The sequence below is a fragment of the Streptomyces sp. NPDC056527 genome (genome assembly GCF_042794475.1).
GTDB lineage: Bacteria > Actinomycetota > Actinomycetes > Streptomycetales > Streptomycetaceae > Streptomyces.
The window spans coordinates 47021-68766 of the sequence record NZ_JBHTTQ010000010.1 but is presented as its reverse complement, the minus strand read 5'-3'; the positions used below and the strand labels follow the sequence as shown (position 1 = coordinate 68766).

The window sequence follows — 21746 nt, the reverse complement described above, 5'->3', positions numbered from 1 at the left end:
GGAGCGGCCCCCTACGCCGGGCGTTTCAGGACAGTCAGGCTCAGCGGCGCCAACGCCACGCGCTCGCCCGCCGCCACCTTCGGGCCCTCCTGGGGTGGGATGCCCTCCGGGTGGGACGTGTCCACCACCACCCGCCATGTCTGGCCGTGGTTGACAGGGACCTCGAACTCCAGCTCCTGCGACGACGCGTTGAACATCAGCAGGAACGAGTCGTCCGCGATCCGTTCACCCTGCGGCCCCGGCTCCGAGATCGCGTTGCCGTTCAGGAAGACCGACAGCGCCTGGGCATGCGTGGCCTGCCAGTCCCGCGCGGTCATCTCCTCGCCCTCCGGGGTGAACCAGGCGATGTCCGTGAGCTCGTCGTGCGTGCCCTCCACCGGTCGCCCGTGGAAGAAGCGGCGGCGTCGGAAGACCGGATGGTCCCGTCGCAGCCGGGCCATAGCACGGGTGAACTCCAGCAGGGTGCCCTCCTCTGCGGCTCCCGGCTCCGGCCAGCGCACCCAGGACACCTCGTTGTCCTGGCAGTACGCGTTGTTGTTCCCGCCCTGCGTCCGCCCGAACTCGTCGCCGTGGCTGAGCATCGGTACGCCCTGCGACAGCATCAGCGTCGCGAGGAAGTTCCGCATCTGCCGGTTGCGCAGCTCGGTGGTGCCGATGTCGTCGGTCTCGCCCTCGGCGCCGCAGTTCCACGACCGGTTGTAGCCCTCGCCGTCCCGATTGCCCTCCCCGTTGGCCTCGTTGTGCTTCTGGTTGTACGAGACGAGATCGCGCAGTGTGAAGCCGTCGTGGCAGGTGACGAAGTTGACGGAGGCGAGCGGCCGTCGCCCGTCGTCCTGGTAGAGGTCGGACGAGCCGGTCAGCCGGGACGCGAACTCCGCGAGCGTCCGGGGCTCCCCGCGCCACAGGTCCCGTACGCAGTCCCGGTACTTGCCGTTCCACTCGGTCCACAACGGCGGGAAATTGCCCACCTGGTAGCCGCCTTCGCCCACGTCCCACGGCTCGGCGATCAGCTTCACCTGGCTGACCACCGGGTCCTGCTGAACCAGGTCGAAGAACGAGGACAGCCGGTCCACCTCGTGGAACTGCCGGGCGAGCGTCGCCGCCAGGTCGAAGCGGAAGCCGTCGACATGCATCTCGGTCACCCAGTACCGCAGGCTGTCCATGATCAGCTGGAGCACGTGCGGGGACCGCATGAGCAGCGAGTTCCCGGTGCCGGTGGTGTCCGTGTAGTACCGGCGGTCGTTCGCCAGCCGGTAGTACGAGGGGTTGTCCAGGCCCCGGAAGGAGAGCGTCGGGCCGAGGTGGTTGCCCTCGGCCGTGTGGTTGTAGACCACGTCGAGGATGACCTCGATCCCCGCCTGGTGCAGGGCCCGTACCGCCGACTTGAACTCCAGCACCTGCTGGCCCCGGTCGCCCCAGGAGGCATAGGCGTTGTGCGGGGCGAAGAAGCCGATGGTGTTGTAGCCCCAGTAGTTCGAGAGGCCCGCGTCCACCAGCCGGTGGTCGTTGACGAACTGGTGCACCGGCATCAACTCCAGCGCCGTGACACCCAGTTCCTTGAGATGGCCGATGACCGCCGGGTGCGCGAGCCCCGCGTACGTGCCGCGCAGCTCCTCCGGCAGCTCCGGGTGGAGCATCGTCAGGCCCTTCACATGGGCCTCGTAGATCACCGTGCGGTGGTAGTCGGTGCGGGGGCGCCGGTCGTCGCCCCAGTCGAAGTACGGATTGACCACGACCGAGGTCATCGTGTGCGGCGCCGAGTCCAGGTCGTTGCGCGAGTCCGGCCGCCCGAAGTGGTAGCCGTACACCGCCTCGCCCCAGTCGATCGAGCCCGAGACCGCACGGGCATAGGGGTCCAGGAGCAGCTTCGCCGAGTTGCAGCGCTGCCCGAGCTCCGGCGCGTACGGGCCGTGGACCCGGAACCCGTACCGCTGACCCGGCATCACTCCCGGCAGATAGGCGTGCCGGACGAAGGCGTCCGTCTCGCGCAGCTCCACCGCCGTCTCCGAGCCGTCGTCGTGGAGCAGACACAGCTCGATTCTGTGGGCGGCCTCGGAGAAGACCGCGAAATTGGTTCCAGCGCCGTCGTAGGTGGCGCCCAGGGGATACGCCTGTCCCGGCCAGACCTGCATAGATAAGACTCTTCCATTCTGATCCGGGTGTTGGGGTGCACTCCGGCCAGATCCTGCCCGAAAAGGGGGCAACCTCCTAGGACTTCGGCCCGTCCTACCGGGTGACCAGTCACAAGGGGGATACAGAGGGGGAAGTGTGTACGAAATAGTGCGCCGCCATCTGGGGAAAGTGGTGGCGGGCGCGGCCATGGCGGTGACGGGAACCGCCGTCATGGTCGGGATCACCCTGCCGGGGAACGCGGGGGCCGAGGGCACGCGCGGGAACGACCTGGCCGGGGGGCGTGCCGCCGCGTCCGCACCGCCGGGGTCGGCGGACGCCGCCGGTACGGCGCCGGAGCCCGCGACCCTGGCCACCGCACCGCCCGAGGGGGCGAAGGGAGTCGGCACCGACCCGCTCACCGACGACGAGCTGAAGCGGGCCGAGGCCCTGGCGCTGACCCCGCCGGCCGCCTCCGCGCAGCGCGACGTCGAAGGGGGCAGGGGGCCACAGCACCTGGCCACCGAGCTGGCCGATCCGCTGCCCGAGGAGATCGACGAACCCGGCTCGCCGCGCCGCGCCGAGGTCCGCTTCTACGACTACGGACGGAACGAGCTGATCACCCGGACCGTCAACCTGGAGACGGGAAAGGTCGAGCACGCCGGCGTGCAGCGCGGGGTGCAGCCCTCGGCGCACCCCGAGGAGCTGCGCGAGGCCCTGGAGCTGATCCTCGCCGGCCCGCACGGCAAGGGGGTCCGCGAGGACTACAAGGACGCCACCGGCAAGGAGCTGACCTCGACCGACCAGCTCTGGTTCAACGGCGACGTCTACCGCACCTACCGCGAGGCGAAGGTGCCCGCCCCGCTCGCCGCGTGCGGCGAGCACCGCTGCGTCCGGCTCGTCACCAAGATCCTCAACGGCTCGTGGATCGACACCCGGAACCTCATCGTCGATCTCAGCGCCAGGACCGTCACGCGCGTCGGCTGACCACCGACGCTCCCCCGGCCTTCGGCCGGGGTGACCCCCAACGAGGGAGTTCTCGACCGATGCCCCACCCGTTCCTCTCGCGCGCCCGCAAGCACGGCGCCGTCCTCGCCTCCGCCGCGCTCCTCGGCACCGCCACGGCGGCCGCGGGCCCGGTGAGCTCCGCCACGGCGGCACCCGCCCCGCCCCGCCCCGACTGCTCCGCCGCCTACCGGGTCGAGCAGACCCTCGACGGCGGCACCACCTGGCGCATGTGCTGGCGCTACGACACCGACTCCGGGCTCGTCCTGGACAAGGTCACCTACCAGCCCAAGAGCGCGGCCGCCCCGATCCGCGTCCTCAACAGCGCCAAGCTCGCGCAGATCCACGTCCCCTACGACGACGGCAACGCCGAGTACGACGACCTCACCGGCGCCGGCTTCGGCTGGGGGCTGCAGAACCTGAAGCCGGCCGAGTGCCCCGGCGGCACGATCACCGCCGTGAAGGTCCCGGAGGTCGGCAAGGTCAACGGCCTGTGCACCACCACCCGGGCACGCGGCCACGCCTACCGGATGGCCAACGACGAGGGCACGAAGGTCTGGCAGGCCCAGGGCAAGGACCTGCTCGTCTACACCGTCAACAAGGTGGCCTGGTACGAGTACATCACCGAGTGGCGGTTCTCCTCCGACGGCACGATCGCCGCCAACGTCGGCGCCACCGGCAGTCTGGCGCCGGGCGACTACAACGCCACGGACGGCCGTGGCTGGCCCATCGGCCCCGGCGCCCGCTCCTACGCCACCAGCCATGCCCACAACGTCTTCTGGCGGCTCGACTTCGGTCTCGACGGCAGCGTCAAGGACCGGATCGAGCAGTACGACTCCAAGGTCACGGCCCCGGCGGCCGGCGGCGGCGGACCGACCGTGAAGACCACGCGCACCCCGGTGACCAAGGAGCTCGCGGGCGACGCGAAGAACATGCGCTGGTGGCGGGTGGTCAGCGCCACCGGCAAGAACAAGGACGGCCACGCCCGCTCGTACGAGATCGTGCCCGGCCCCTCCAACATCCACGCCGGGCGCGGCTTCACCAAGCACGACATCTACTTCACCCAGACCCGTGCCTGTGAGCAGTTCGCCAGCAACAACATCCTCGACTGCGGGCCGAACGCACCCGACAGCGTGGACAGGTGGGTCAACGGCGAGACGCTGACCGACCCCGCCGTCTGGGTCAACATCGGGTTCCACCACATCGCCCGGGACGAGGACCAGCAGCCGATGCCGGTCCACTGGCAGGGCTTCCAGCTCGCACCCAGGGACGTTACCGCTATGAATCCGCTCACTCCGGCCGATCTCGCCGACCAGAACGGCGCTCCGAATCAGGGGAGTTGAGCAAGCAGCCTGCCGATCCTGCTGCACCGCCTCCCGCTCGCGGAGTACCCTTCCTTGATCGTCGACAGACGGTCGGAACGGCGTCCAGAAGTAGAAGGCGGTGCGCGGGTGAGCTCGGGAGGTCTGGAGCTGCCCCCAGGTGACGCGGGTCACGAGGGGGGCTCCCCCGACCCCGTGGAAGTCCCGCCAGGAGCGGTCTCCGTCGCCAGGCCGATGGAGATCGGGGCGGAGCTCGACTGGGGCGCCGATGCCTGGAGCGAGGTGCGCACCCGTGCCCAGCGGGCGGGCAGGGCCTACATCTGGCTGAATCTCGTCGAGCAGCGGCTGCGGGCGGTGGTGGCCGCAGTGCTGCGGCCGGTGTACGAACCGGTGCACGGCGAGGACTGGGTGGTGGCCGCGGCCGGCCCGGCGGGACAGGAGTGGGTGCAGCGCGCCGTCGCCGTCCGCGAGGTCTCGCGGCGCAAGGGCTACCTCCTCGACCCGGCAGACGACAACGTGCTGAGCTTCCTCACGCTCCCGCAGTTGCGGGAGCTGATGGTGCAGCACTGGCCGTGCTTCGAGCCGTACTTCGACGACCGGCGGGAGGTCGAGCTCGCCCTGGACGAGCTGGAGGTGACGCGCAACGTCGTCTCCCGCAACCGGGCCCTCTCGCTCACCGTGCTCGCCCAGTCCGAGCGGGCCTCGGCCCGGCTCCTGGAGATCCTCGGCAGCGGGGCGGCTGTGCCGTCCGCCGACCGGCTTCCGGTCGACGCCGTCGAGGACCTGGTCGGGGACCGGTACGCGGACGTGGTCTCCGTCCATCCCGACCGGGTGCGGCTGCAGCGGCAGCTGCCGGCCGAGGACCTCTTCGGCGGGGCGCGGCGCCTCGACGCCACCGGCATAGGCCTGAATCTGCTGGTGCAGAACTTCTCCGGCCGGCGGCTCGTGCGGCTGGCCGAGTCGGGCTGCCGGATACGGCTGCTGTTCCTGAACCCGGCGAGCAGCGCCGTGAAGCGGCGTGAGCGCGAACTGGGCCTGAAGAAGGGCGAGCTGAGCCGCTCCGTGGAGATGAACATCCTCCATATGCGGCGGGTGCGCTCCAAGCTGCGCGATCCGGGCGCCTTCCAGATCCATGTCTTCGACGAGACGCCTCGCTTCACCGCCTACCTGGTGGACGGGGACGGGCCGGACGGCGTCGGGGTCGTCCAGTCCTATCTGCGCAAGGCGCGGGGGATGGAGGCGCCGGTCCTCGTGCTGCGCGGGGGTGGCCGGAACGTGGTGCGCTCGGGACCGCAGCCACGCGATGGCGATTACGGACTTTTCGCTACGTATCGGGATGAGTTCGAGTCGGTCTGGCTCGACTCCCGGCCGGTCTCCTGAGACCCGGCGCCCCTTGCCCGAGGGCCGTTGTCAGTGGCTCGTGCGAGGGTGTTCAGCACCACGGGGGAGATCACGTAAGGAGGCCCGATGGCTTGGCACGGGGAAGAGCTGGTCGGATTCGACCTGGAGACGACCGGCACCGAACCGCTGGAGGCGCGGATCGTGACGGCGTCGATCGTCGGCGTCCACGGCGGGCGCGTCGCGAGGCAGCGGGACTGGCTCGCCGACCCGGGGATCCGTATCCCGGCACAGGCGTCCGCGATCCACGGCATCAGCAGCGAGCGGGCGGCCGCCGAGGGGCGGCCGGTGCGCGAGGTCGCCGACGAGATCGCCGAGACGTTGACGGGGTACTGGTCGCGGGGGGTCCCGGTCGTGGCGTACAACGCGTCCTTCGACCTGACACTGCTCTCCGCCGAGCTGCGGCGCCACGGGCTCCCCTCGCTGAGCGAGCGGCTGGGCGGCGCGCCGATAGGTCCGGTCGTCGACCCGTACACCATCGACCGGGCCGTCGACCGCTACCGCCGCGGGAAGCGGACCCTGGAGGCGGTCTGCGCGGAGTACGGCGTCGTCCTCGAAGCGGCCCACCAGGCGGCGGCCGACGCGCTGGCCGCCGTGCGGGTGGCGGTCGCGATAGCCGAGCGGCACAGGTCGGTGGCCGAGCTGACCCCGGCGGAGCTCCATGAGCGTCAGATCGGCTGGTACCGCGTCTGGGCGGAGGACTTCCAGGACTTCCTGCGCCGCAAGGGCAGCCCGGAGGCGGTCGTCGACCCGACCTGGCCGCTGCGCGAGCCGGCCACGGTCGTCGGCTGACGACCGCCCGGCCGACGACTCCCCGAGGGCGCCCCCCCGACGCCGACGCTTTGTTCGGCGTCCGAGCGGTTGCGGTCAGCCGATCGGGTTCTCCGCCAGGAAGTCCAGGAGCAGCGAGTTGATCCGCTCGGGCTGGTCCAGCTGGAGCCAGTGACCCGCGTCCTCGACGCGCTCGTAGCGCCAGGTGCCGTCCACGTGCTTCCCGGTGCCGGTCATGGACTGCTCGGTCATGAAGCGGTCGCCGGGGGACCACACGCCCAGCACGGGGCCGGGCAGCGGCGGAAGAGGCAGGGCCGGGCCGAACTGGACCTCGGCGGGGATGCCCGCCCGGTAGATGTTCAGCGCGGCCGTCAGCGCGCCGGGCGCCCGCAGCGCTTCGATGATCGTCTCCGCGTCGGGGTGCTCGCCCAGCATCTCCCGGAGGTTGGCGAAGTCGTCCCGCGCGAGCCACTCCTCGGCCAGCCCCGGGAACTGGAACAGGAGCATGTACCAGGACCGCTGCTTCTGTTCGGAGCCCGCGGCGAGGACGGACGCCAGGTGGCCGACCGACAGGATGCTCAGACTCGCGACCCGCTCGGGCGCACCCTGGGCGAGACCCTGCACGATGCCCGAGCCCCAGTCGTGCCCGACGAGATGGACCCGGTCGATCTCCAGCCGGGCGAGGAGTTCGAGCAGATCGCCGACGTGCCTGCCCGGGTGGTACGCCTCCACGCCGCCCTCCGGCCGGCCCGAGGCGCCGAAGCCGCGCAGCGTCGGAGCGACGCACGTGTACCCGGCCGCGGTCAGGGCCGGCACCTGATGGCGCCAGAGATGGTGGCTGTCGGGAAAGCCGTGCACCAGCAGGACGGCCGGACCCTGGCCGCTCACCTCGACGTCGAGCGTCACCTCGGACAGTTCCACACGCATCACAACACCCCGATCGTGAGAGGGAATTCGAGCGGCGCGCCCCGCCAAGCCGTCAGAAGGGGTACCACCGCACCTCAGGGTCACCTTCCCGCAGCGAGGCCACGCGGCGCTCGAATTCGGCCAGTGCCTTGGGGTTCGTCGGAGCGTGCTGGGCCACCCAGGCGCAGCTCGCCGTCTCCCGGGCACTGCGCAGCACCGCGCACCCGTCCCACTCCCGCACGTCCCAGCCGTACGCCTCGGTGAACGCGTCGTACGCGGCCGGGTCGAGTCCGTACCGGTCCCGGGAGAGCGCGAGCACCACCAGGTCGTGCTCGCGCAGATCGGAGGAGAAGGTCTCCAGGTCGACCAGGACCGGCCCTTCGGGGCCGACGTGGACGTTACGGGGCAGCGCGTCCCCGTGGATCGGACCGGGGGCGAGGTGCGGGGTGAGGGCGGCCGCCGCCGGGGCGAAGGAGTCCCGCCGCTCGCGCAGGAAGGCCGCGTCGGCCGGGTCGATCGCGTCGCCGGCCAGCCGCAGCCACCGTTCGACCCCGCCGAGCAGTTCCCGGCGCGGAAGCGTGAGGCCGGCTGGCTCGGGCAGGGCGTGGATCCGTCGTAGCAGCGGCGCCAGATCGCGCGGCTCGGCCGGCCGGACGGCTTCCGGAAGCCGGTGCCAGAGGGTGACCGGATGCCCCTCCACCAGCCGCGGCTCGGGCTCCGCCGCCCGTACGGCCGGAATGCCCGCCTCCGCCAGCCATGCCGCGAGCGCCAGCTCCCGCTCGGCCCGGGGGAGCAGCTCCGCCTCCCGGCCGATCTTCACCACGAGATCGCCCACGGCGAAGACCGCGTTCTCCCCGAGCGCCAGCAGCGCCGCCCCCGGATCGCGCACAGCACCGACGCCCGCCGCACCGACGCCCGCCTCGCCGCGGCCCGCCGCACCGACGCCCGCCTCGCCGCGGCCCGCGAGGCCCGCGCCGACGCCCGCCTCGCCGCCTGACGGCAGCCCCGCGGCGGCCAGGATCTCCCGTGCCCGCGCCTCGTCCATCGCTCTCTCCCACCTGCCTGTGCGAATCAGCCAAAGTCTTGCATCCCTGCAGGTGGCCTTGACGAACCGACGGACCGTCAAGACCATGACGGAGGCCGAGGCGGCGTGGCAAAAGGCGCATAAGGGGTCGAATCTGTGAGTGTGCTGGCGACCGCGACGAAGCGGTCCGGCGGTCCCGGGACCACCGGCCGGAGACCAGGTCACGGGCGGGACCACAGCGCCTGGTTCCTGGTGCTGCCCGCGCTGATCCCCATCCTGATCCTCAGCGTCGGCCCGCTGCTCTACGGCATCGCCCTCGCGTTCACCGACGCCCAGTCCGGCCGCACCCAGGCCACCCAGTGGGTCGGCACGCTCAACTTCCAGGACCTGCTGCACGACACGCTCTTCTGGGACTCGTTCCGGATCGGCCTGCTGTGGGCCGTCGGCGTCACCCTCCCGCAGTTCCTGCTCGCCCTCGGTCTCGCGCTCCTGCTCAACCAGAACCTGCGCTTCCGCTGGCTGGCCAGGGCGCTCGCGATCATCCCCTGGGCCATGCCCGAGGTCGTCGTCGGCATCATGTGGCGGCTCGTCTACAACCCCGACGCGGGCATCCTCAACGAGACCATCCGCGATCTCGGCCTCGGAGAGGGCCAGGACTGGCTCACCGGGCTCGCCACCGCCCTGCCGGCCGTGATCCTCGTCGGCATCTGGGCCGGGATGCCCCAGACCACGGTCGCCCTGCTCGCCGGACTGCAGAACACCCCGCATGAACTCCACGAGGCCGCCGCCCTCGACGGCGCGGGCGCCTGGCGCCGCTTCCGTACCGTCACCTGGCCCGCGCTCAAGCCGGTCGCCCTCGCGATCACGGCCCTCAACTTCATCTGGAACTTCAACTCCTTCGCCCTGGTCTACGTGCTGACCAACGGCGGACCCGGCGGCCGCACCCGGCTCCCCATACTCTTCGCCTACGAAGAGGCGTTCCGCTACGGGCAGTTCGGATACGCCGCCGCGATGGGCTGTGTGATGGTCGCCGTCATCTCCGTGCTCCTCGCCCTCTATCTCGTCGGACGGCTGAAGGGGGACCAGGACCGGTGAGCACGCTCCGCACCAGCAGGCCCGCGAGGTTCGGCCAGTATCTGGCTCTGCTCGCGTATCTGGTCTTCCTCGCCTTCCCGTTCCTCTGGCTGATCTCCACCGCCTTCAAGCCGGCGACGGAACTGGGCTCGCTGCACCCGACCTGGATCCCGAAGGACCCGACCCTCGCCAACTTCCGGCAGGCGTTCGAGGAGCAGCCGCTGCTGCAGGCCGCGGGCAACAGCCTGATCGCCGCGCTCTTCGCGGCACTGATCGCCGTCGTCATCGCCACGCCCATGGCCTATGTGATGGCCCGCCACCGCGGCCGGCTCTCCACCGCCGCCACCGGCTGGGTCGTGATCAGCCAGGCCTTCCCCTTCGTACTGGTGATCATCCCGCTCTTCCTGGTCCTGAAGAACCTGCACCTGATCAACAGCCTCTTCGGCCTGGTCATGGTGTACGTGGTCTGGTCGCTGCCGTTCGCGCTGTGGATGCTCGTCGGGTACGTACGGGCCGTCCCTGCCGAACTGGAGGAGGCCGCGGCCGTCGACGGCGCCGGGAAGCTCCGTACGCTCGTCTCGGTCACGGCCCCGCTGCTCGCCCCCGGCATCGTCGCCACCGCGCTCTTCGCCTTCATCACCGCATGGAACGAGTTCTTCTTCGCGCTCGTCCTGCTCAAGACCCCGGAGAAGCAGACCTTGCCGGTCGTCCTCACCCACTTCCTCGGCGCGGAGGGCGTCGCCGATCTCGGACCGCTCGCCGCGGCCGCGTTCCTCGCGACGATCCCCTCGCTCGTCATCTTCGCGATCATCCAGAAGCGCATCACCGGCGGGATGCTGACCGGGGCGGTGAAGTCCTGATGCGCGTACGGGTGTTCACGGCGGCCGCGGCCGCGCTGGCGCTGCTGCTCACCGGATGCTCCGCCGGGGGCGACCCCGACGACGGCCCGATCCGGCTCCGCTTCCAGTCGCTGGCCTGGCAGAAGGAGTCCGTCGACGCCAACAAGGAACTGGTGAAGGAGTGGAACGCGGCCCATCCCGGCGTCCAGGTCGACTACGTCCAGGGCAGCTGGGACTCCGTCCACGACCAGCTCCTCACCTCCTTCGAGGGCGGGGAGGCGCCCGACATCATCCACGACGCCTCCGACGACCTGGCCGACTTCGCCTACGGCGGCTATCTCGCCGATCTCCGCACCCTCCTGCCCGAGCGGCTCAAGGCCGACATTCCCGCGCGGAGCTGGCAGACCACGACCTTCGGCGACGGGATCTACGGCGTTCCCTTCCTCCAGGAGCCCCGCATGATCATGGCGAACAAGCGGATCCTGGAGTCCTCCGGTGTCCGGATCCCGACGCCGGAGAAGCCCTGGAGCTGGGAGGAGTTCCGGCGGATCACCAGGGAACTGACAGCCACGATGGGCAAGGGGAGGTACGCGGTCGCCTGGCCCCTCAAGGAGCCGGTCTCCGTCAGCCTCAACCTGGGGCTCTCGGCGGGCGGGCAGCTCTTCCACCGGGAATCCGACGGCAGGGTGACCATCGGCTTCACCGAGGAGGACGGCGTCGTCCCCGGCACCATCCACGACCAGGTGAACACCGACGTCAGCGCCTCGCGCTCCACCCTCGGCACCGGCGGCTCCGACGCCCTGCCGGGCTTCTTCGGCGGCAAGTACGCGATGGTCCCGCTCGGCTTCTCGTACCGCCAGCAGATCACCCAGCAGGCACCCGAGGGCTTCGAGTGGATCGTGCTTCCGGCGCCCGCCGGGAAGGACGGGCTCGCGCAGGGCGTCAGTCCGCAGACGCTGTCGATCGCCGAGGACAGTCCGTACAAGAAGGAGGCGGCGCGGTTCCTCGACTTCTTCCTCCAGCCGGACAGCATGGTCCGCCTGGCGCGCGGCGACTGGATGCTGCCGACCGGCACGGCCGCGCTCGCGGACCCCTCCCTGCGCACCGCGAAGGACGGCTGGGCGACCGGAGCCGCCGTGGCCGAATATTTGCAGCCCGCGCCTGCGCAATCCGTGCGCGGCTACCCGGAATGGAAGGACAAGGTGGCCACCCCGGCGTACCAGGAGTACTACAGCGGCGCGATCGACACCGAGGAGCTGCGCAAGCGTCTGGTGGAGGACGGGAACCTGGTTCTCGCCCGCTATCAGCGTCGCTGAGCCGCACGCCGCGAGGCGACGCCCACCTATATGACTGGACGAGACGTCTCGTCTCGTTTACTGTGAAGCCATGACCGCCACTCCGCGCCCCGCCCATATCGCCATGTTCTCCATCGCCGCCCACGGCCATGTGAACCCGAGCCTCGAAGTGATCCGCGAGCTCGTCGCCCGCGGGCACCGCGTCAGTTACGCCATCCCCGCCTCCTTCGCCGAGAAGGTCGCCGCGACCGGCGCCACGCCCGTCGTCTACACCTCCACGCTTCCGACCGACGACGACCCGGACGCGTGGGGCACCGAACTCATCGACAACGTCGAACCCTTCCTCCGTGACGCGATCCAGGCGCTGCCCCAGCTCGCGGCGGCCTTCGACGACGACCGTCCGGATCTTGTCCTCCACGACATCACCGCCTACCCGGCTCCGGTCCTCGCACACCGGTGGAATGTGCCCGCCGTGGGACTCTGGCCGAATCTCGTCCCGTGGGAGGGGTACGAGGAGGAGGTCGCCGAGCCCATGTTCGCCGAGCTCAAGGCCTCGGAGCGGGGCAAGGCGTACTACGCCCGCTTCGAGAAATGGCTCGCCGAGCACGATGTCGACACGCACCCCGACCGGCTCATCGCCCGCCCCCGCAGGGCCCTTGCGCTCATCCCCGGGGCGCTCCAGCCGCATGCCGAGCGGGTCGACGAGTCCGTCTTCACCTTCGTCGGTGCCTGCCAGGGCGACCGGGCCGACCAGGGGGAGTGGCAGCGTCCGGCGGACGCGGAGAAGGTGCTCCTGGTCTCCTTGGGCTCGGCCTTCACCAAGCAGCCCGACTTCTACAAGGCGTGCATCGCCGCCTTCGGGGACCTGCCGGGCTGGCATGTCGTGCTCCAGATCGGCGCGTTCGTCGACCCCTCGGAGCTCGGCGAGATCCCGGCCGGCGTCGACGTGCGCTCCTGGGTCCCCCAGCTGGCGGTCCTGAGGCAGGCGGACGCCTTCATCACCCATGCCGGGGCGGGCGGCAGTCAGGAGGGGCTGGCCACCGCCACCCCGATGGTCGCGGTCCCGCAGGCCGTCGACCAGTTCGGCAACGCGGACATGCTCCAGTCCCTGGGTGTGGCCAGGCACCTTCCGATGGAGGAGGTGACCGCCGAGCGCCTGCGTGAAGCGGTGCTCGCTCTCGTCGAGGACCCCGAAGTGGCCCTCCGCGCCAAGGAGATCCAGGAGCGGATGGCGAGCGAGGGGGGAGCGCGCCGGGCGGCGGACCTGATCGAGGCCGAACTGTCCTAGGCCGTTACGCAATTGAGGGCCCCCGGTCACCGGGGGCCTTCTGCGTGCGTCGAGTTGGGGCGAGTTGACCGATTTATTATTACGAAAGCTTGTTGAGTAAGTCACAGGTGTACGAAGGTCTTGATTTGCACTCGTCAATGAGCAAGGGTTTCGAGGCAGCTACCGGAGAGTTTCCTTCCAGTGGCTCTTCCCCCCACAAATCCTGACGAGGAGACCCCTCTTCATGGCAATACACAAGCGTGTCCGCCGGACGAAGCTCATCGCCGTCTCGACCGCGATCGCGGCCGCGGCCGGAGTCACCGTCTTCACCACCCAGTTCGCCGGCGCGGCCCCCACGCCCGCCCTCGGAACTGTCTACGGCCTCGGCGCGGAAGGCGCCGTCGCAGGTAGCTACGTCGTTCTGCTGGACGAGAAGGCCGACAAGGGCGAGCTCGCGAAGGAGTACGGCGGCACCCTGCGCCGCAGCTACGACTCCGCGGTCAACGGCTTCTCGGTCAACGGGCTTTCGGAGACCGAGGCCAAGCGCCTCGCCGCCGACCCGGCCGTCGCCAAGGTCGTCCAGAACAAGAAGTTCTCCATCAACGCCACCCAGACGGACCCGCCCTCCTGGGGTCTGGACCGGGTCGACCAGGCCGAGACCGCCGGGGACAAGAAGTACACGTACCCCGACAAGGGCGGCGAGGGCGTCACCGCGTACGTCATCGACACCGGAGTCCGCGTCAGCCACGAGGACTTCGGCGGCCGTGCCGCCGACGGCTTCGACGCCATCGACAACGACAACACGGCCCAGGACGGCAACGGCCACGGCACGCACGTCGCCGGCACCATCGCGGGCACCGCCCACGGTGTCGCCAAGAAGGCCAAGATCGTCGCCGTCCGCGTCCTCGACGACAACGGCTCCGGCACCACCGAGCAGGTCGTCGCGGGCATCGACTGGGTGACCAAGAACCACCAGGGTCCGTCCGTCGCCAACATGAGCCTCGGTGGAGGCGCCGACCCCGCCCTCGACGACGCCGTCAAGAAGGCCATCGCCGCCGGCGTCACCTTCGGCGTCGCCGCGGGCAACGAGTCCTCGGACGCGGGCCAGGGCTCGCCCTCCCGTGTCCAGGAGGCGATCACGGTCGCCTCGTCCACCGAGGACGACCAGCAGTCCAGCTTCTCCAACTTCGGCTCCGTGGTGGACCTCTACGCCCCGGGCTCGGAGATCACCTCGGCCTGGAACGACAGCGACACCGGCACCAAGACCATCTCCGGTACGTCCATGGCGACCCCGCACGTGGTCGGTGCGGCAGCCGTCTACCTCGCGGGACACCCGGACGCCACCCCGGACCAGGTCGCCGAGGCCCTGGTCGCCGGAGCGACGCCCGACAAGATCTCCAACCCCTCCGAGGGCACCGCCAACAAGCTGCTCAAGATCGTCGAGTAGCGGCCCCGGCCCGATGACCGGCGGCCGCCGTGCCCTCCCCCACGGGGCACGGCGGCCGCCTTATCGTGTGACCATGACGAAGACGTACGCCGTTCTGCTGCGCGGAATCAACGTGGGCGGACACCGCAAGGTGCCCATGGCGGAGCTCCGTACCCTTCTCGACGGCCTCGGTCACCGCGACGTCAGGACCTACCTCCAGAGCGGGAACGCCGTCTTCACCACCGACGCCGACGAGCGCGGACTGGCTTCCGGCATCGAGGACGCCATCGAGAAGCGCTTCGGCTTCCGTGTCGACTGCCTCGTCCGCGACGCGGAGTACCTCGCCGCCGTCGCCGACGACTGTCCCTTCCCCGCCGCCGAGCTGGAGGGGAAGCAGCTCCACGTCACGTATCTCTCCGAGCGGGTCGACCCCGAGCGCTTCGCCGCCATCGACCAGCCGGCCTTCCTGCCGGAGGAGTTCCGGCTCGGCGACCGCGCGCTCTACCTGTACGCACCCGACGGCCTCGGCAGGTCCAAGCTCGGCGAGGCGCTCTCCCGCCCCGCCCTCTTCAAGGGGATCGTGGCCACCTCGCGCAACTGGAACACCGTGGTCAAGCTGGTGGAGATGACCCGCTCGTAGCGGTGAGGGACCCCACCTGCCCGTTCAAGATCATCCGGGTGCAGAATGACCCGTATGTCGATGACGAACATACCGAAAACGGCAACGATCGACGACGCCGCGCCGATCGGCCGCACCCTGACCCGCGCCTTCGACCACGACCCGATGATGCGCTGGTTCTTCCCCGACGACGCCTCGCGCGAGGCGTCGTTGGGCCGCTACTTCACCACGATCTTCACGCGGCAGTACGTCCGTCACGGGGTGTGCGAGCGTACCGAGGCGGCCGCCGCGTTCTGGGCGCCGCCGGAGGCGCAGGCCAAGGCCGTTCCCGACGCGGAGACCATCCGGGAACTCCAGGACATCCTCGGCGACCGGGCCCTGCTGTTCAGGGACGCCGTCGAGACCGCCGCGGCGCACACGCCCCAGGAGCCGCACTGGTCCCTGGCGTTGATCGGCGCCGACCCGGCCGTCCAGGGACAGGGGCACGGGTCCGCCCTGCTCCGCTCGGGTCTCGCCAAGGCCGACGCGGCGGGTCTGCCCACGTATCTGGAGTCCTCCAAGCCGTCGAACATCCCCGTCTACGAGCACTTCGGCTTCACCGTGCGTGAGGAGCTGCGGCTCCCGGGAGGCGGACCGGTGCTGTGGGGGATGTGGCGCGAACCGCGCGGCCCGGAGGCTTCGTAACGAACGTCAGGCCGGCGGGGAGTCGTCCGCGGCTCGCCAGGCGATCGCCAGACCCTCCAGCCACGCAGGGGGCAGCTCGGCGTCCTCCCACTCCGTCCGCAGCGCGGACGGAGTGGCGGTGAGTCGTTCGAGGACGGCGATGCTGGTGGGGGAGTGGATCAGGGAGTAGCGGCCGTGCACGGCGATACGGCTGCCGGGCCCGTACCGCGCGTACACCTGGGCCAGCCGGCTCCGATGGGTCTCGGCGAACTCCTCGAGCCGTCCCGCGTATCCGACCCGTTCGACGACGCCCATCGTGCCGAGGACCGCGGTGAGGACCTCGTCCGACACCTCGGGATCGAGATCCGAGGCGTGGCTGAACGCGAGGTAGAGCGGTGTCACGGCGACCTTCGCCCGCTCCACGTCCACCATCCCGACCGGGGTGCGCACACGCGCGGCGCCTTCCCGGCCGCTCCCGCGCAGGGGGTGGTCGGTCATGGCCGGGCCGATGGCGCGCCGCAGGGCCCGCTCGGCGAGGTTGACGAGTTCGCCGTCGACGGCCCGCGCGCCGGCGAGCCAGCCCGAGGCGTACGGCTCGTCGCCCTCCGGCGGGACCCCCAGGATCTTGCCGATCTCGCTGTGCGCCTCCGAGATCGCCCCGGCCTCGACGAGCGCGATCAGCTCCTCGGCGTCGACGTGGAACACTCCCGCGCGGCCGAGGAGTTCAAGGAGGGTCTTCTTCGCGTTCATGACGCTGGCGGAGTCCAGCGGGTGCTGGCCCTCTTCGGCGGTGTCGATGGTGTCCTCCTCGTCGGCCTCGGCCTGGTGCGGAGAGGCTTTCAGCTGGGGGTGGCCCTCGTCCAGCTTCTCAAAGATCGCCGGACGGGGTGGCCTTCCTAGCCGAGGGCTCGTTCCACCGTGGCGTAGGTGACGCCGTGGTCCGCCAGGGTCTCGGCGACGACACCGGGGCGGGCGGTGAGGGCGAGGAGCAGGTGTTCGTCGCCGATCGCCTTCTCGCGGCGGCCGAGACAGACACGCAGGGACCGCTCCAGCACACCCTTCGCCTCGCCGGTGAAGGGCCGGTGTCCGGAGCGACGGACCCGCCCGTCACGGTCGTCGGCGAGCGCGCCCGGACCGTGCGCCTCCTCGACCCGGGCGACGATCTCGGTCACGTCGATCCCGAGTCCCGCCAGCGCGTCCGTGTCCGCCTTGGACAGTCCGCCCCGTCGACGGGCGTCCGCGAGCGCCGCCTCCAGCGACTCCCGCCGATCCGTCACTCCCAGGGCCCGCAGGACGAAGGACGCCTTGGTCCCTTCCGCGTCGAGGAGCGCGAGGAGCAGATGCTCCTCGGTGACCACGGGGGCGCCCTGGCGTTCGGCCTGGACGACCGCCCCCTTCACCACCGCCCGGGCCCCCTTCGTGAAGCGCTCGAACATCAATGCCTCCCGTGCTTCTTGTGGACGGCCTGACGGCTCACGCCCAGCTCCGCGGCGATCTCCTGCCACGACCAGCCCTGGGCGCGGGCGCTGCGTACCTGAACGGCCTCCAGCTGTTCGAGGAGCCGCCTCAGTGCGGAGACGGCGCGGAGCCCGACCCGGGGGTCGCGATCACCCGCCCGCTCGGCGAGATCGGTTGCATCGGTCATGTTGTCAACCTACGTTGACAGCCCGCTCGTGTCAACCATGGTTGACACGAGCGGGCTGCGAAGCCCGGGCCCGCTAGGCGGCTCTGTCGGCGAGCGCGTCCAGGAGGGAGATGTCGGAGGCGTCGAGGCGGAGTGCGGCGGAGTCCAGGTTCTCCTCCAGATGTGCGAGCGAGCCCGTGCCGGGCGTCGGCAGCAGCACGGGGGAGTGGTGCAGCAGCCAGGCCAGCGCGATCTGTCCCCGGCTCGCCCCGAGCCGGTCGGCCACCGAGTCCAGCGCGGCCGCGGCCTCACCCGTCAGCGCGCCGTTGGCCAGCGGGAACCACGGCAGGAACGCCAGATCGTGCGCCTCGCACACCTTCAGCACAGCCGCCGACTCCCGGTCGAGGAGGTTGAAGCGGTTCTGCACCGAGACGATCGAGGACGTCAGCGTCAGCGCCTGCGTCAGTTGCTCCGCCGTCACCGAGTCCAGGCCGACGTGCCGGATCTTCCCCGCCGCGCGCAGCTCGTCGAGCGCGCCGAGCTGCTCCGCCATCGGCACCCGCGGATCGAGCCGGTGCAGCTGGTAGAGGTCGATGCGGTCCGTCCGCAGCCGCCGCAGGCTCGCCTCGCACATCTCCCGCAGCCGCTCCGGCCGCCCCTCGATGTGCCAGGCGCTGTCGCCGGTCCGTACGACCCCGCCCTTGGTCGCGACGACGAGCTCGTCCCGGTAGGGGTGCAGCGCCTCCGCGACCAGCTCCTCGGCGATACCGGGGCCGTAGTTGTCGGCGGTGTCGATCAGCGTGACGCCGCGATCCACGGCCCGCCGCAGGACGGCGACCGAATCCGCCCGCTCGCCGCGCGGCCCCCAGTAGCCGGGTCCGGTGAGTTGCGCCGTGCCGTATCCGAGTCGGCGTACGGGAAGACAGCCGCCCAGCGTGAACGTCTCCAAGACCATGGGTGGACGCTACAACAATCATGGACGGCCGCCGGAAGTGGCCCAGTTGACGGAGTCGTGATTGGACCGCCGACGGCGGCCGCCTGCTGGTTAGGCTCCTGCCATGACCACCGAAACGCAGCCCAGGACCGTCGTCGACTTCTACTTCGACCCCGCGTGCCCCTTCGCCTGGATCTCCTCCCGCTGGATGCTGGAGGTCGAACGGCACCGGGACATCGAGCTGCGCTTCCGGGTGATGAGCCTGTACTTCCACAACGTCGGCAACGAACTGCCCGAGTGGTACCGGGAGCTCGTCGACAAGTCGATCGGCCCGGTCCGGGTCGCGGCCGCGGCGGCCGAGAAGCACGGCGACGAGGTTCTGCGCCCGCTCTACACCGCGTACGGAACCCGCATCCACCAGGAGAAGCAGAAGGACTTCGACGCGGTGATCGCCGAGTCCCTGGCGGAGGTCGGCCTGCCGGCCGAGCTCGCCGAGGCCGCGCACGACGACACGTACGACGAGGCGGTCCGCCGCAGCCACGACGCCGGCAAGGACCCGGAGGCGGACGGCTACGTCGGCACGCCGACGATCCATGTCGACGGCACGGTCTGGTTCGGGCCGGTCCTGCGGGCCATCCCGCGCGGCCCGAAGGCGGCCGAGCTCTTCGACAGCTTCCGGGTGCTCGCAGGCCACTCCGACCTCTTCGAACTCAAGCGGACCCGGACCGGCGGGCTCGACTTCGGCTGAACCCCCGGGCTGTCGCGATTCTTCAAGAGCGGCGGCAGCGGCCCGTCCTAGCCTCGGCGGCATGAACGACATCCACGTCCACCTCACCGTCGCCGCCGCCGAGGCCGCCCGTATCGCCCGCGGTGTCACCGCCGACCAACTCGCCCGGCCGTCCGTCTGCGCCGACTGGACCGTCCGCGAGCTCGTCAACCACCTCGTCCTCTACACCGGCCACGGCCTGGAGCACCGCGCCCGGCGCCGACAGCTCCCCGAGGAGATCGTCCGGCGGGACTTCACGGCGGACGCCGACTGGGCGCGGCGATACGCGGACCAGCTCGACCGCGCGCTCGCGGCCTGGGAGAAGCCGGACGTCTGGGACGGCGAGGTGGACACCGGCCACGTGACCATGCCGGCGACGGTCATCGCCTCGCTGCTCGTCAAGGAACTCGCCCTGCACGGCTGGGACCTGGCCCGCTCCACCGGTCAGGACCTCACCGTCCCGGAGGCGACGGGGCGCTTCCTGCTCGGCGTCGTCGAGGAGCACGCCGAGACCTACCGCCGTTACGACGGCTTCGCCGAGCCCTTCGAGGCCCACCACGACGCCCCCGCCTTCGCCCGCGCCCTCGCGACCAGCGGCCGCGACCCCAGAGGCTAGGGGGTGTCCGGCGGACCGGGGCCGGGGAACGCAGGAACGCCGGTACGTCAGTCGGCGAGCAGCCGCCATGCCGTGAGCGCGAGCCTGGCCCGGGTCAGACCGGTGGGGTCGGTGAGGTCGATGCCCAGCGTCCTGCCGATCTGTTCGATACGGCGGGCGACACTGCTGTGGTGCAGATGGAGGAGGTCGGCCGCGCGGCGCAGCGAGCCGGTGGCGCAGTACGTGTCCAGCGTCTCCAGGTCCTCCGGGGCGGCGGCGACGCGGGCGATCCCGGCGACGTCGGCGTTGTCACGCGAGGTTTCCCGCGGGACCTCGGCCAGCAGGGCCAGCGCGCCCAGGTCGGCGTGGTGGACGACGGGTTCGCGCGGGCTGGTGAAGCGGAGGGCGGTGCGGGCCTCCCGCCAGGACCGGTGGGGGCTGTCCGCGGCGCCGATGCCCGCGCGCGCGTCTGCCGGAAAGCGGTCCCGGTGCACGGTGGTCGCCAGGATGACGCCCACGTCGGCGAGAGGCGCCGCCTTCACCGGGCGGGACGGGCAGACCAGGCCGCCGATGCGGTCCAGCGGGACCCGGGAGCGTACGGCGACGACGCGGACCGGCACGTCGGCGGCGAACCCCAGGAGCCGTAACGCCCGTGCTCTGGCCGCCTCGTCGGTCTCGGCGCTGATAGCCAGCTCGACGAGGGCCGGGTCGGCCATGGTGGTGCGGGCCGGGCCGTACCGCTCGACGGCCGCCGCGGCGGCGAGGGCGAGCCGGTCGAGGAGGACGTCGTCGAGCTGGTTGACCGGGCCGCCGCGTTCCAGCCACACCGTGCCGATCTCCTCCTCGTCGAGGACGATCGGCACCGTGGTCGTGGCGGGTGCGGGCGGGGCGGTGGCATCCCTGCCCTCGGGGGAGACCCTGATCGACCGCCCCGTGCCGTGGACCCGGATCCCGGCCACGCACTCGGCAAGGCCCGCCGAGGCCCGCGCGAGCGCCGGGAGGTCCACGCGCCGGCGCATCAGCGTGTCGTAGAACGCGACGATGCGGATCGCGCCGTCGACGTACGGATCAAGTCCCGACAGCCGTACCGCCAGTGCCTCCATGCCTGAAGGATAGAAGGAGGAGGGCGCGCCGGTCGGCGCGTCATCGGGACGGGACGCGCGACGGATGGCGGATGACCCCTCGGGCGGCGAGCCCCAGGATGATCGGCATGGATCCCGAACTCGAAGCATTCGTCCCGCTGTTCCCCCGACTCCCGGTGGCCGACCCGGCCGCCGGGCGCAAGATCTACTCCGAACTGGCCGCCGCCAAGCCGGCACCGGACACCGCGGACCTGGAGATCGAGGACCGCGTCGTGCCCGCCGGTCCGGCCGTGCCGGTGCGGATCTACCGTCCGCGCGGTGCCCGCGGTGCCTTCATCTGGCTGCACGGCGGCGGCTACGTCATGGGTGACGTGGACACCGAGCACCCGTGGGCCACCCGACTCGCCCAGGATTCCGGCTCGGTGGTGATCTCGGTGGGCTACCGTCTGGCCCCCGAGCACCCCTTCCCGGCCGCCCTGGACGACGCGTACGCCGTCCTGACCTGGACGGCCGAGCACGCCGACGAACTCGGCATCGACCCGGAGCGGATCGCGGTCGGCGGTCACAGCGCCGGCGCGGGGATCACTGCGGCGGTGACCTTGCGGGCGCGCGACGAGCAGGGGCCTCGGATCTGCTTCCAACTGCTCAACGAGGCATCGCTCGACGACCGTCAAGAGACCTGGTCTGCACGGCACTTCACCGACACGCCCTGGTCCGATCGCGATGTCGTCACCGCCTCGTGGCGGCACTACCTGGGCTCCGCGCCCGCCACCCCGTACGCCGCGCCGGCCCGGGCGGCCGACCTGTCCGGCCTGCCACCCGCCTACATCGCCACCGCCGAGTTCGACCCGAACCGCGACGAGGACATCACCTACGCGCTGCGCCTGCTGCAGTCGGGCGTCTCCGTCGAACTGCACCAGTGGCCCGGGACCTTCCACGGGTCACAGGCGATCCTCTCCGCCGAGATCTCCCAGCGGCAGATCGCCGACCTCGGTGCCGTCCTGCGCCGCGCGCTGTCCGCGTGAGC

Annotated in this window: 22 protein-coding genes; 14 read left to right on the top strand and 8 right to left on the bottom strand. The window is 71.0% G+C overall.

What is annotated here, in order from left to right; all coding sequences use genetic code 11:
- Positions 1-11: 11 nt before the first annotated feature.
- Positions 12-2132 carry a glycogen debranching protein GlgX gene (gene glgX, locus ACFQ7Q_RS08405; RefSeq protein WP_383551313.1) on the bottom strand — a complete coding sequence of 707 codons (2121 nt, stop codon included), beginning with the start codon at positions 2130-2132 and terminating at the stop codon, positions 12-14.
- Positions 2133-2268: 136 nt separating this feature from the next.
- Between glgX and ACFQ7Q_RS08400 the strand changes: the two genes are divergently transcribed.
- From ACFQ7Q_RS08400 to ACFQ7Q_RS08385, 4 genes are all read left to right on the top strand, one after another.
- Positions 2269-3096 (top strand): Tat pathway signal sequence domain protein, encoded by an 828-nt coding sequence (locus tag ACFQ7Q_RS08400; protein WP_383551311.1) that lies wholly within the window; start codon positions 2269-2271, stop codon positions 3094-3096.
- A 59-nt stretch (positions 3097-3155) separates the two neighbouring features.
- Positions 3156-4457, top strand: a complete 1302-nt coding sequence (locus ACFQ7Q_RS08395) for a copper amine oxidase (protein ID WP_383551310.1) — start codon at positions 3156-3158, stop codon at positions 4455-4457.
- 108 nt (positions 4458-4565) lie between these two features.
- Positions 4566-5816, top strand: a complete 1251-nt coding sequence (locus ACFQ7Q_RS08390; protein ID WP_383551308.1) for an SAV2148 family HEPN domain-containing protein — start codon at positions 4566-4568, stop codon at positions 5814-5816.
- Positions 5817-5903: 87 nt separating this feature from the next.
- Positions 5904-6626 (top strand): 3'-5' exonuclease, encoded by a 723-nt coding sequence (locus ACFQ7Q_RS08385; RefSeq protein ID WP_383551306.1) that lies wholly within the window; start codon positions 5904-5906, stop codon positions 6624-6626.
- A 75-nt stretch (positions 6627-6701) separates the two neighbouring features.
- On the opposite strand, the gene ACFQ7Q_RS08380 is transcribed toward ACFQ7Q_RS08385, so the two are convergent.
- Positions 6702-7532 (bottom strand): alpha/beta fold hydrolase, encoded by an 831-nt coding sequence (locus tag ACFQ7Q_RS08380; protein WP_383551304.1) that lies wholly within the window; start codon positions 7530-7532, stop codon positions 6702-6704.
- A 52-nt stretch (positions 7533-7584) separates the two neighbouring features.
- Positions 7585-8556, bottom strand: coding sequence for a phosphotransferase (locus ACFQ7Q_RS08375; protein ID WP_383551302.1), 972 nt, complete (start codon positions 8554-8556; stop codon positions 7585-7587).
- A gap of 144 nt (positions 8557-8700) precedes the next feature.
- On the opposite strand from ACFQ7Q_RS08375, the gene ACFQ7Q_RS08370 reads away from it, so the two are divergent.
- The 7 genes from ACFQ7Q_RS08370 to ACFQ7Q_RS08340 all read left to right on the top strand — a co-directional run bounded on the left by ACFQ7Q_RS08370 (position 8701) and on the right by ACFQ7Q_RS08340 (position 15739).
- On the top strand, positions 8701-9630 hold the full coding sequence (locus tag ACFQ7Q_RS08370) for a carbohydrate ABC transporter permease (RefSeq protein WP_383551440.1): 930 nt from the start codon (positions 8701-8703) through the stop codon (positions 9628-9630).
- Positions 9627-10469 carry a carbohydrate ABC transporter permease gene (locus ACFQ7Q_RS08365; RefSeq protein ID WP_383551300.1) on the top strand — a complete coding sequence of 281 codons (843 nt, stop codon included), beginning with the start codon at positions 9627-9629 and terminating at the stop codon, positions 10467-10469. Before ACFQ7Q_RS08370 ends, ACFQ7Q_RS08365 begins: the two co-directional genes overlap by 4 nt.
- The gene (locus ACFQ7Q_RS08360; RefSeq protein WP_383551298.1) at positions 10469-11764 is read left to right on the top strand and encodes an ABC transporter substrate-binding protein; all 1296 of its coding nucleotides are present in this window, start codon (positions 10469-10471) and stop codon (positions 11762-11764) included. The genes ACFQ7Q_RS08365 and ACFQ7Q_RS08360 overlap by 1 nt, the downstream gene beginning before the upstream one ends.
- A gap of 70 nt (positions 11765-11834) precedes the next feature.
- Complete coding sequence (mgt, locus tag ACFQ7Q_RS08355; RefSeq protein WP_383551295.1) at positions 11835-13031, top strand: macrolide-inactivating glycosyltransferase; 1197 nt, start codon at positions 11835-11837, stop codon at positions 13029-13031.
- 223 nt (positions 13032-13254) lie between these two features.
- Positions 13255-14457 (top strand): S8 family serine peptidase, encoded by a 1203-nt coding sequence (locus ACFQ7Q_RS08350; protein WP_383551293.1) that lies wholly within the window; start codon positions 13255-13257, stop codon positions 14455-14457.
- 73 nt (positions 14458-14530) lie between these two features.
- Positions 14531-15076, top strand: coding sequence for a DUF1697 domain-containing protein (locus ACFQ7Q_RS08345; RefSeq protein ID WP_383551291.1), 546 nt, complete (start codon positions 14531-14533; stop codon positions 15074-15076).
- A gap of 54 nt (positions 15077-15130) precedes the next feature.
- Positions 15131-15739, top strand: coding sequence for a GNAT family N-acetyltransferase (locus ACFQ7Q_RS08340; RefSeq protein ID WP_383551289.1), 609 nt, complete (start codon positions 15131-15133; stop codon positions 15737-15739).
- Positions 15740-15745: 6 nt separating this feature from the next.
- On the opposite strand, the gene ACFQ7Q_RS08335 is transcribed toward ACFQ7Q_RS08340, so the two are convergent.
- The 4 genes from ACFQ7Q_RS08335 to ACFQ7Q_RS08320 all read right to left on the bottom strand — a co-directional run bounded on the left by ACFQ7Q_RS08335 (position 15746) and on the right by ACFQ7Q_RS08320 (position 18297).
- On the bottom strand, positions 15746-16468 hold the full coding sequence (locus ACFQ7Q_RS08335) for a hypothetical protein (RefSeq protein ID WP_383551287.1): 723 nt from the start codon (positions 16466-16468) through the stop codon (positions 15746-15748).
- Between the two features lie 146 nt (positions 16469-16614).
- A complete protein-coding gene (locus ACFQ7Q_RS08330; protein WP_383551285.1) occupies positions 16615-17154 on the bottom strand; it encodes a Clp protease N-terminal domain-containing protein in 540 nt (179 codons plus the stop codon).
- Positions 17154-17363: a helix-turn-helix domain-containing protein gene (locus tag ACFQ7Q_RS08325; RefSeq protein ID WP_329114377.1), complete on the bottom strand. Its 210-nt coding sequence runs from the start codon at positions 17361-17363 to the stop codon at positions 17154-17156. Before ACFQ7Q_RS08325 ends, ACFQ7Q_RS08330 begins: the two co-directional genes overlap by 1 nt.
- 73 nt (positions 17364-17436) lie before the next feature.
- Complete coding sequence (locus tag ACFQ7Q_RS08320) at positions 17437-18297, bottom strand: aldo/keto reductase (protein WP_383551283.1); 861 nt, start codon at positions 18295-18297, stop codon at positions 17437-17439.
- Positions 18298-18400: 103 nt separating this feature from the next.
- On the opposite strand from ACFQ7Q_RS08320, the gene ACFQ7Q_RS08315 reads away from it, so the two are divergent.
- Together ACFQ7Q_RS08315 and ACFQ7Q_RS08310 are read left to right on the top strand one after the other, a co-directional pair.
- On the top strand, positions 18401-19024 hold the full coding sequence (locus ACFQ7Q_RS08315; protein WP_383551281.1) for a DsbA family protein: 624 nt from the start codon (positions 18401-18403) through the stop codon (positions 19022-19024).
- A gap of 61 nt (positions 19025-19085) precedes the next feature.
- A complete protein-coding gene (locus tag ACFQ7Q_RS08310; protein ID WP_383551279.1) occupies positions 19086-19658 on the top strand; it encodes a TIGR03086 family metal-binding protein in 573 nt (190 codons plus the stop codon).
- Positions 19659-19705: 47 nt separating this feature from the next.
- Here the strand turns inward: ACFQ7Q_RS08310 and ACFQ7Q_RS08305 are convergent, their stop codons facing one another.
- Positions 19706-20740 (bottom strand): helix-turn-helix domain-containing protein, encoded by a 1035-nt coding sequence (locus tag ACFQ7Q_RS08305; protein ID WP_383551277.1) that lies wholly within the window; start codon positions 20738-20740, stop codon positions 19706-19708.
- Between the two features lie 107 nt (positions 20741-20847).
- On the opposite strand from ACFQ7Q_RS08305, the gene ACFQ7Q_RS08300 reads away from it, so the two are divergent.
- Positions 20848-21744, top strand: coding sequence for an alpha/beta hydrolase (locus ACFQ7Q_RS08300; protein ID WP_383551275.1), 897 nt, complete (start codon positions 20848-20850; stop codon positions 21742-21744).
- Positions 21745-21746: the final 2 nt, after the last annotated feature.

Excerpts from the sequence above, each read along its gene's own strand:
- glgX (WP_383551313.1), bottom strand. The coding sequence starts at position 2,132 with ATGCAGGTCTGGCCGGGACAGGCGTATCCCCTGGGCGCCACCTACGAC.
- ACFQ7Q_RS08395 (WP_383551310.1), top strand. The coding sequence starts at position 3,156 with ATGCCCCACCCGTTCCTCTCGCGCGCCCGCAAGCACGGCGCCGTCCTC.
- ACFQ7Q_RS08385 (WP_383551306.1), top strand. The coding sequence starts at position 5,904 with ATGGCTTGGCACGGGGAAGAGCTGGTCGGATTCGACCTGGAGACGACC.
- ACFQ7Q_RS08380 (WP_383551304.1), bottom strand. The coding sequence starts at position 7,532 with ATGCGTGTGGAACTGTCCGAGGTGACGCTCGACGTCGAGGTGAGCGGC.
- ACFQ7Q_RS08375 (WP_383551302.1), bottom strand. The coding sequence starts at position 8,556 with ATGGACGAGGCGCGGGCACGGGAGATCCTGGCCGCCGCGGGGCTGCCG.
- ACFQ7Q_RS08360 (WP_383551298.1), top strand. The coding sequence starts at position 10,469 with ATGCGCGTACGGGTGTTCACGGCGGCCGCGGCCGCGCTGGCGCTGCTG.
- mgt (WP_383551295.1), top strand. The coding sequence starts at position 11,835 with ATGACCGCCACTCCGCGCCCCGCCCATATCGCCATGTTCTCCATCGCC.
- ACFQ7Q_RS08350 (WP_383551293.1), top strand. The coding sequence starts at position 13,255 with ATGGCAATACACAAGCGTGTCCGCCGGACGAAGCTCATCGCCGTCTCG.
- ACFQ7Q_RS08345 (WP_383551291.1), top strand. The coding sequence starts at position 14,531 with ATGACGAAGACGTACGCCGTTCTGCTGCGCGGAATCAACGTGGGCGGA.
- ACFQ7Q_RS08340 (WP_383551289.1), top strand. The coding sequence starts at position 15,131 with ATGTCGATGACGAACATACCGAAAACGGCAACGATCGACGACGCCGCG.
- ACFQ7Q_RS08335 (WP_383551287.1), bottom strand. The coding sequence starts at position 16,468 with ATGAACGCGAAGAAGACCCTCCTTGAACTCCTCGGCCGCGCGGGAGTG.
- ACFQ7Q_RS08330 (WP_383551285.1), bottom strand. The coding sequence starts at position 17,154 with ATGTTCGAGCGCTTCACGAAGGGGGCCCGGGCGGTGGTGAAGGGGGCG.
- ACFQ7Q_RS08325 (WP_329114377.1), bottom strand. The coding sequence starts at position 17,363 with ATGACCGATGCAACCGATCTCGCCGAGCGGGCGGGTGATCGCGACCCC.
- ACFQ7Q_RS08320 (WP_383551283.1), bottom strand. The coding sequence starts at position 18,297 with ATGGTCTTGGAGACGTTCACGCTGGGCGGCTGTCTTCCCGTACGCCGA.
- ACFQ7Q_RS08315 (WP_383551281.1), top strand. The coding sequence starts at position 18,401 with ATGACCACCGAAACGCAGCCCAGGACCGTCGTCGACTTCTACTTCGAC.
- ACFQ7Q_RS08310 (WP_383551279.1), top strand. The coding sequence starts at position 19,086 with ATGAACGACATCCACGTCCACCTCACCGTCGCCGCCGCCGAGGCCGCC.
- ACFQ7Q_RS08305 (WP_383551277.1), bottom strand. The coding sequence starts at position 20,740 with ATGGAGGCACTGGCGGTACGGCTGTCGGGACTTGATCCGTACGTCGAC.
- ACFQ7Q_RS08300 (WP_383551275.1), top strand. The coding sequence starts at position 20,848 with ATGGATCCCGAACTCGAAGCATTCGTCCCGCTGTTCCCCCGACTCCCG.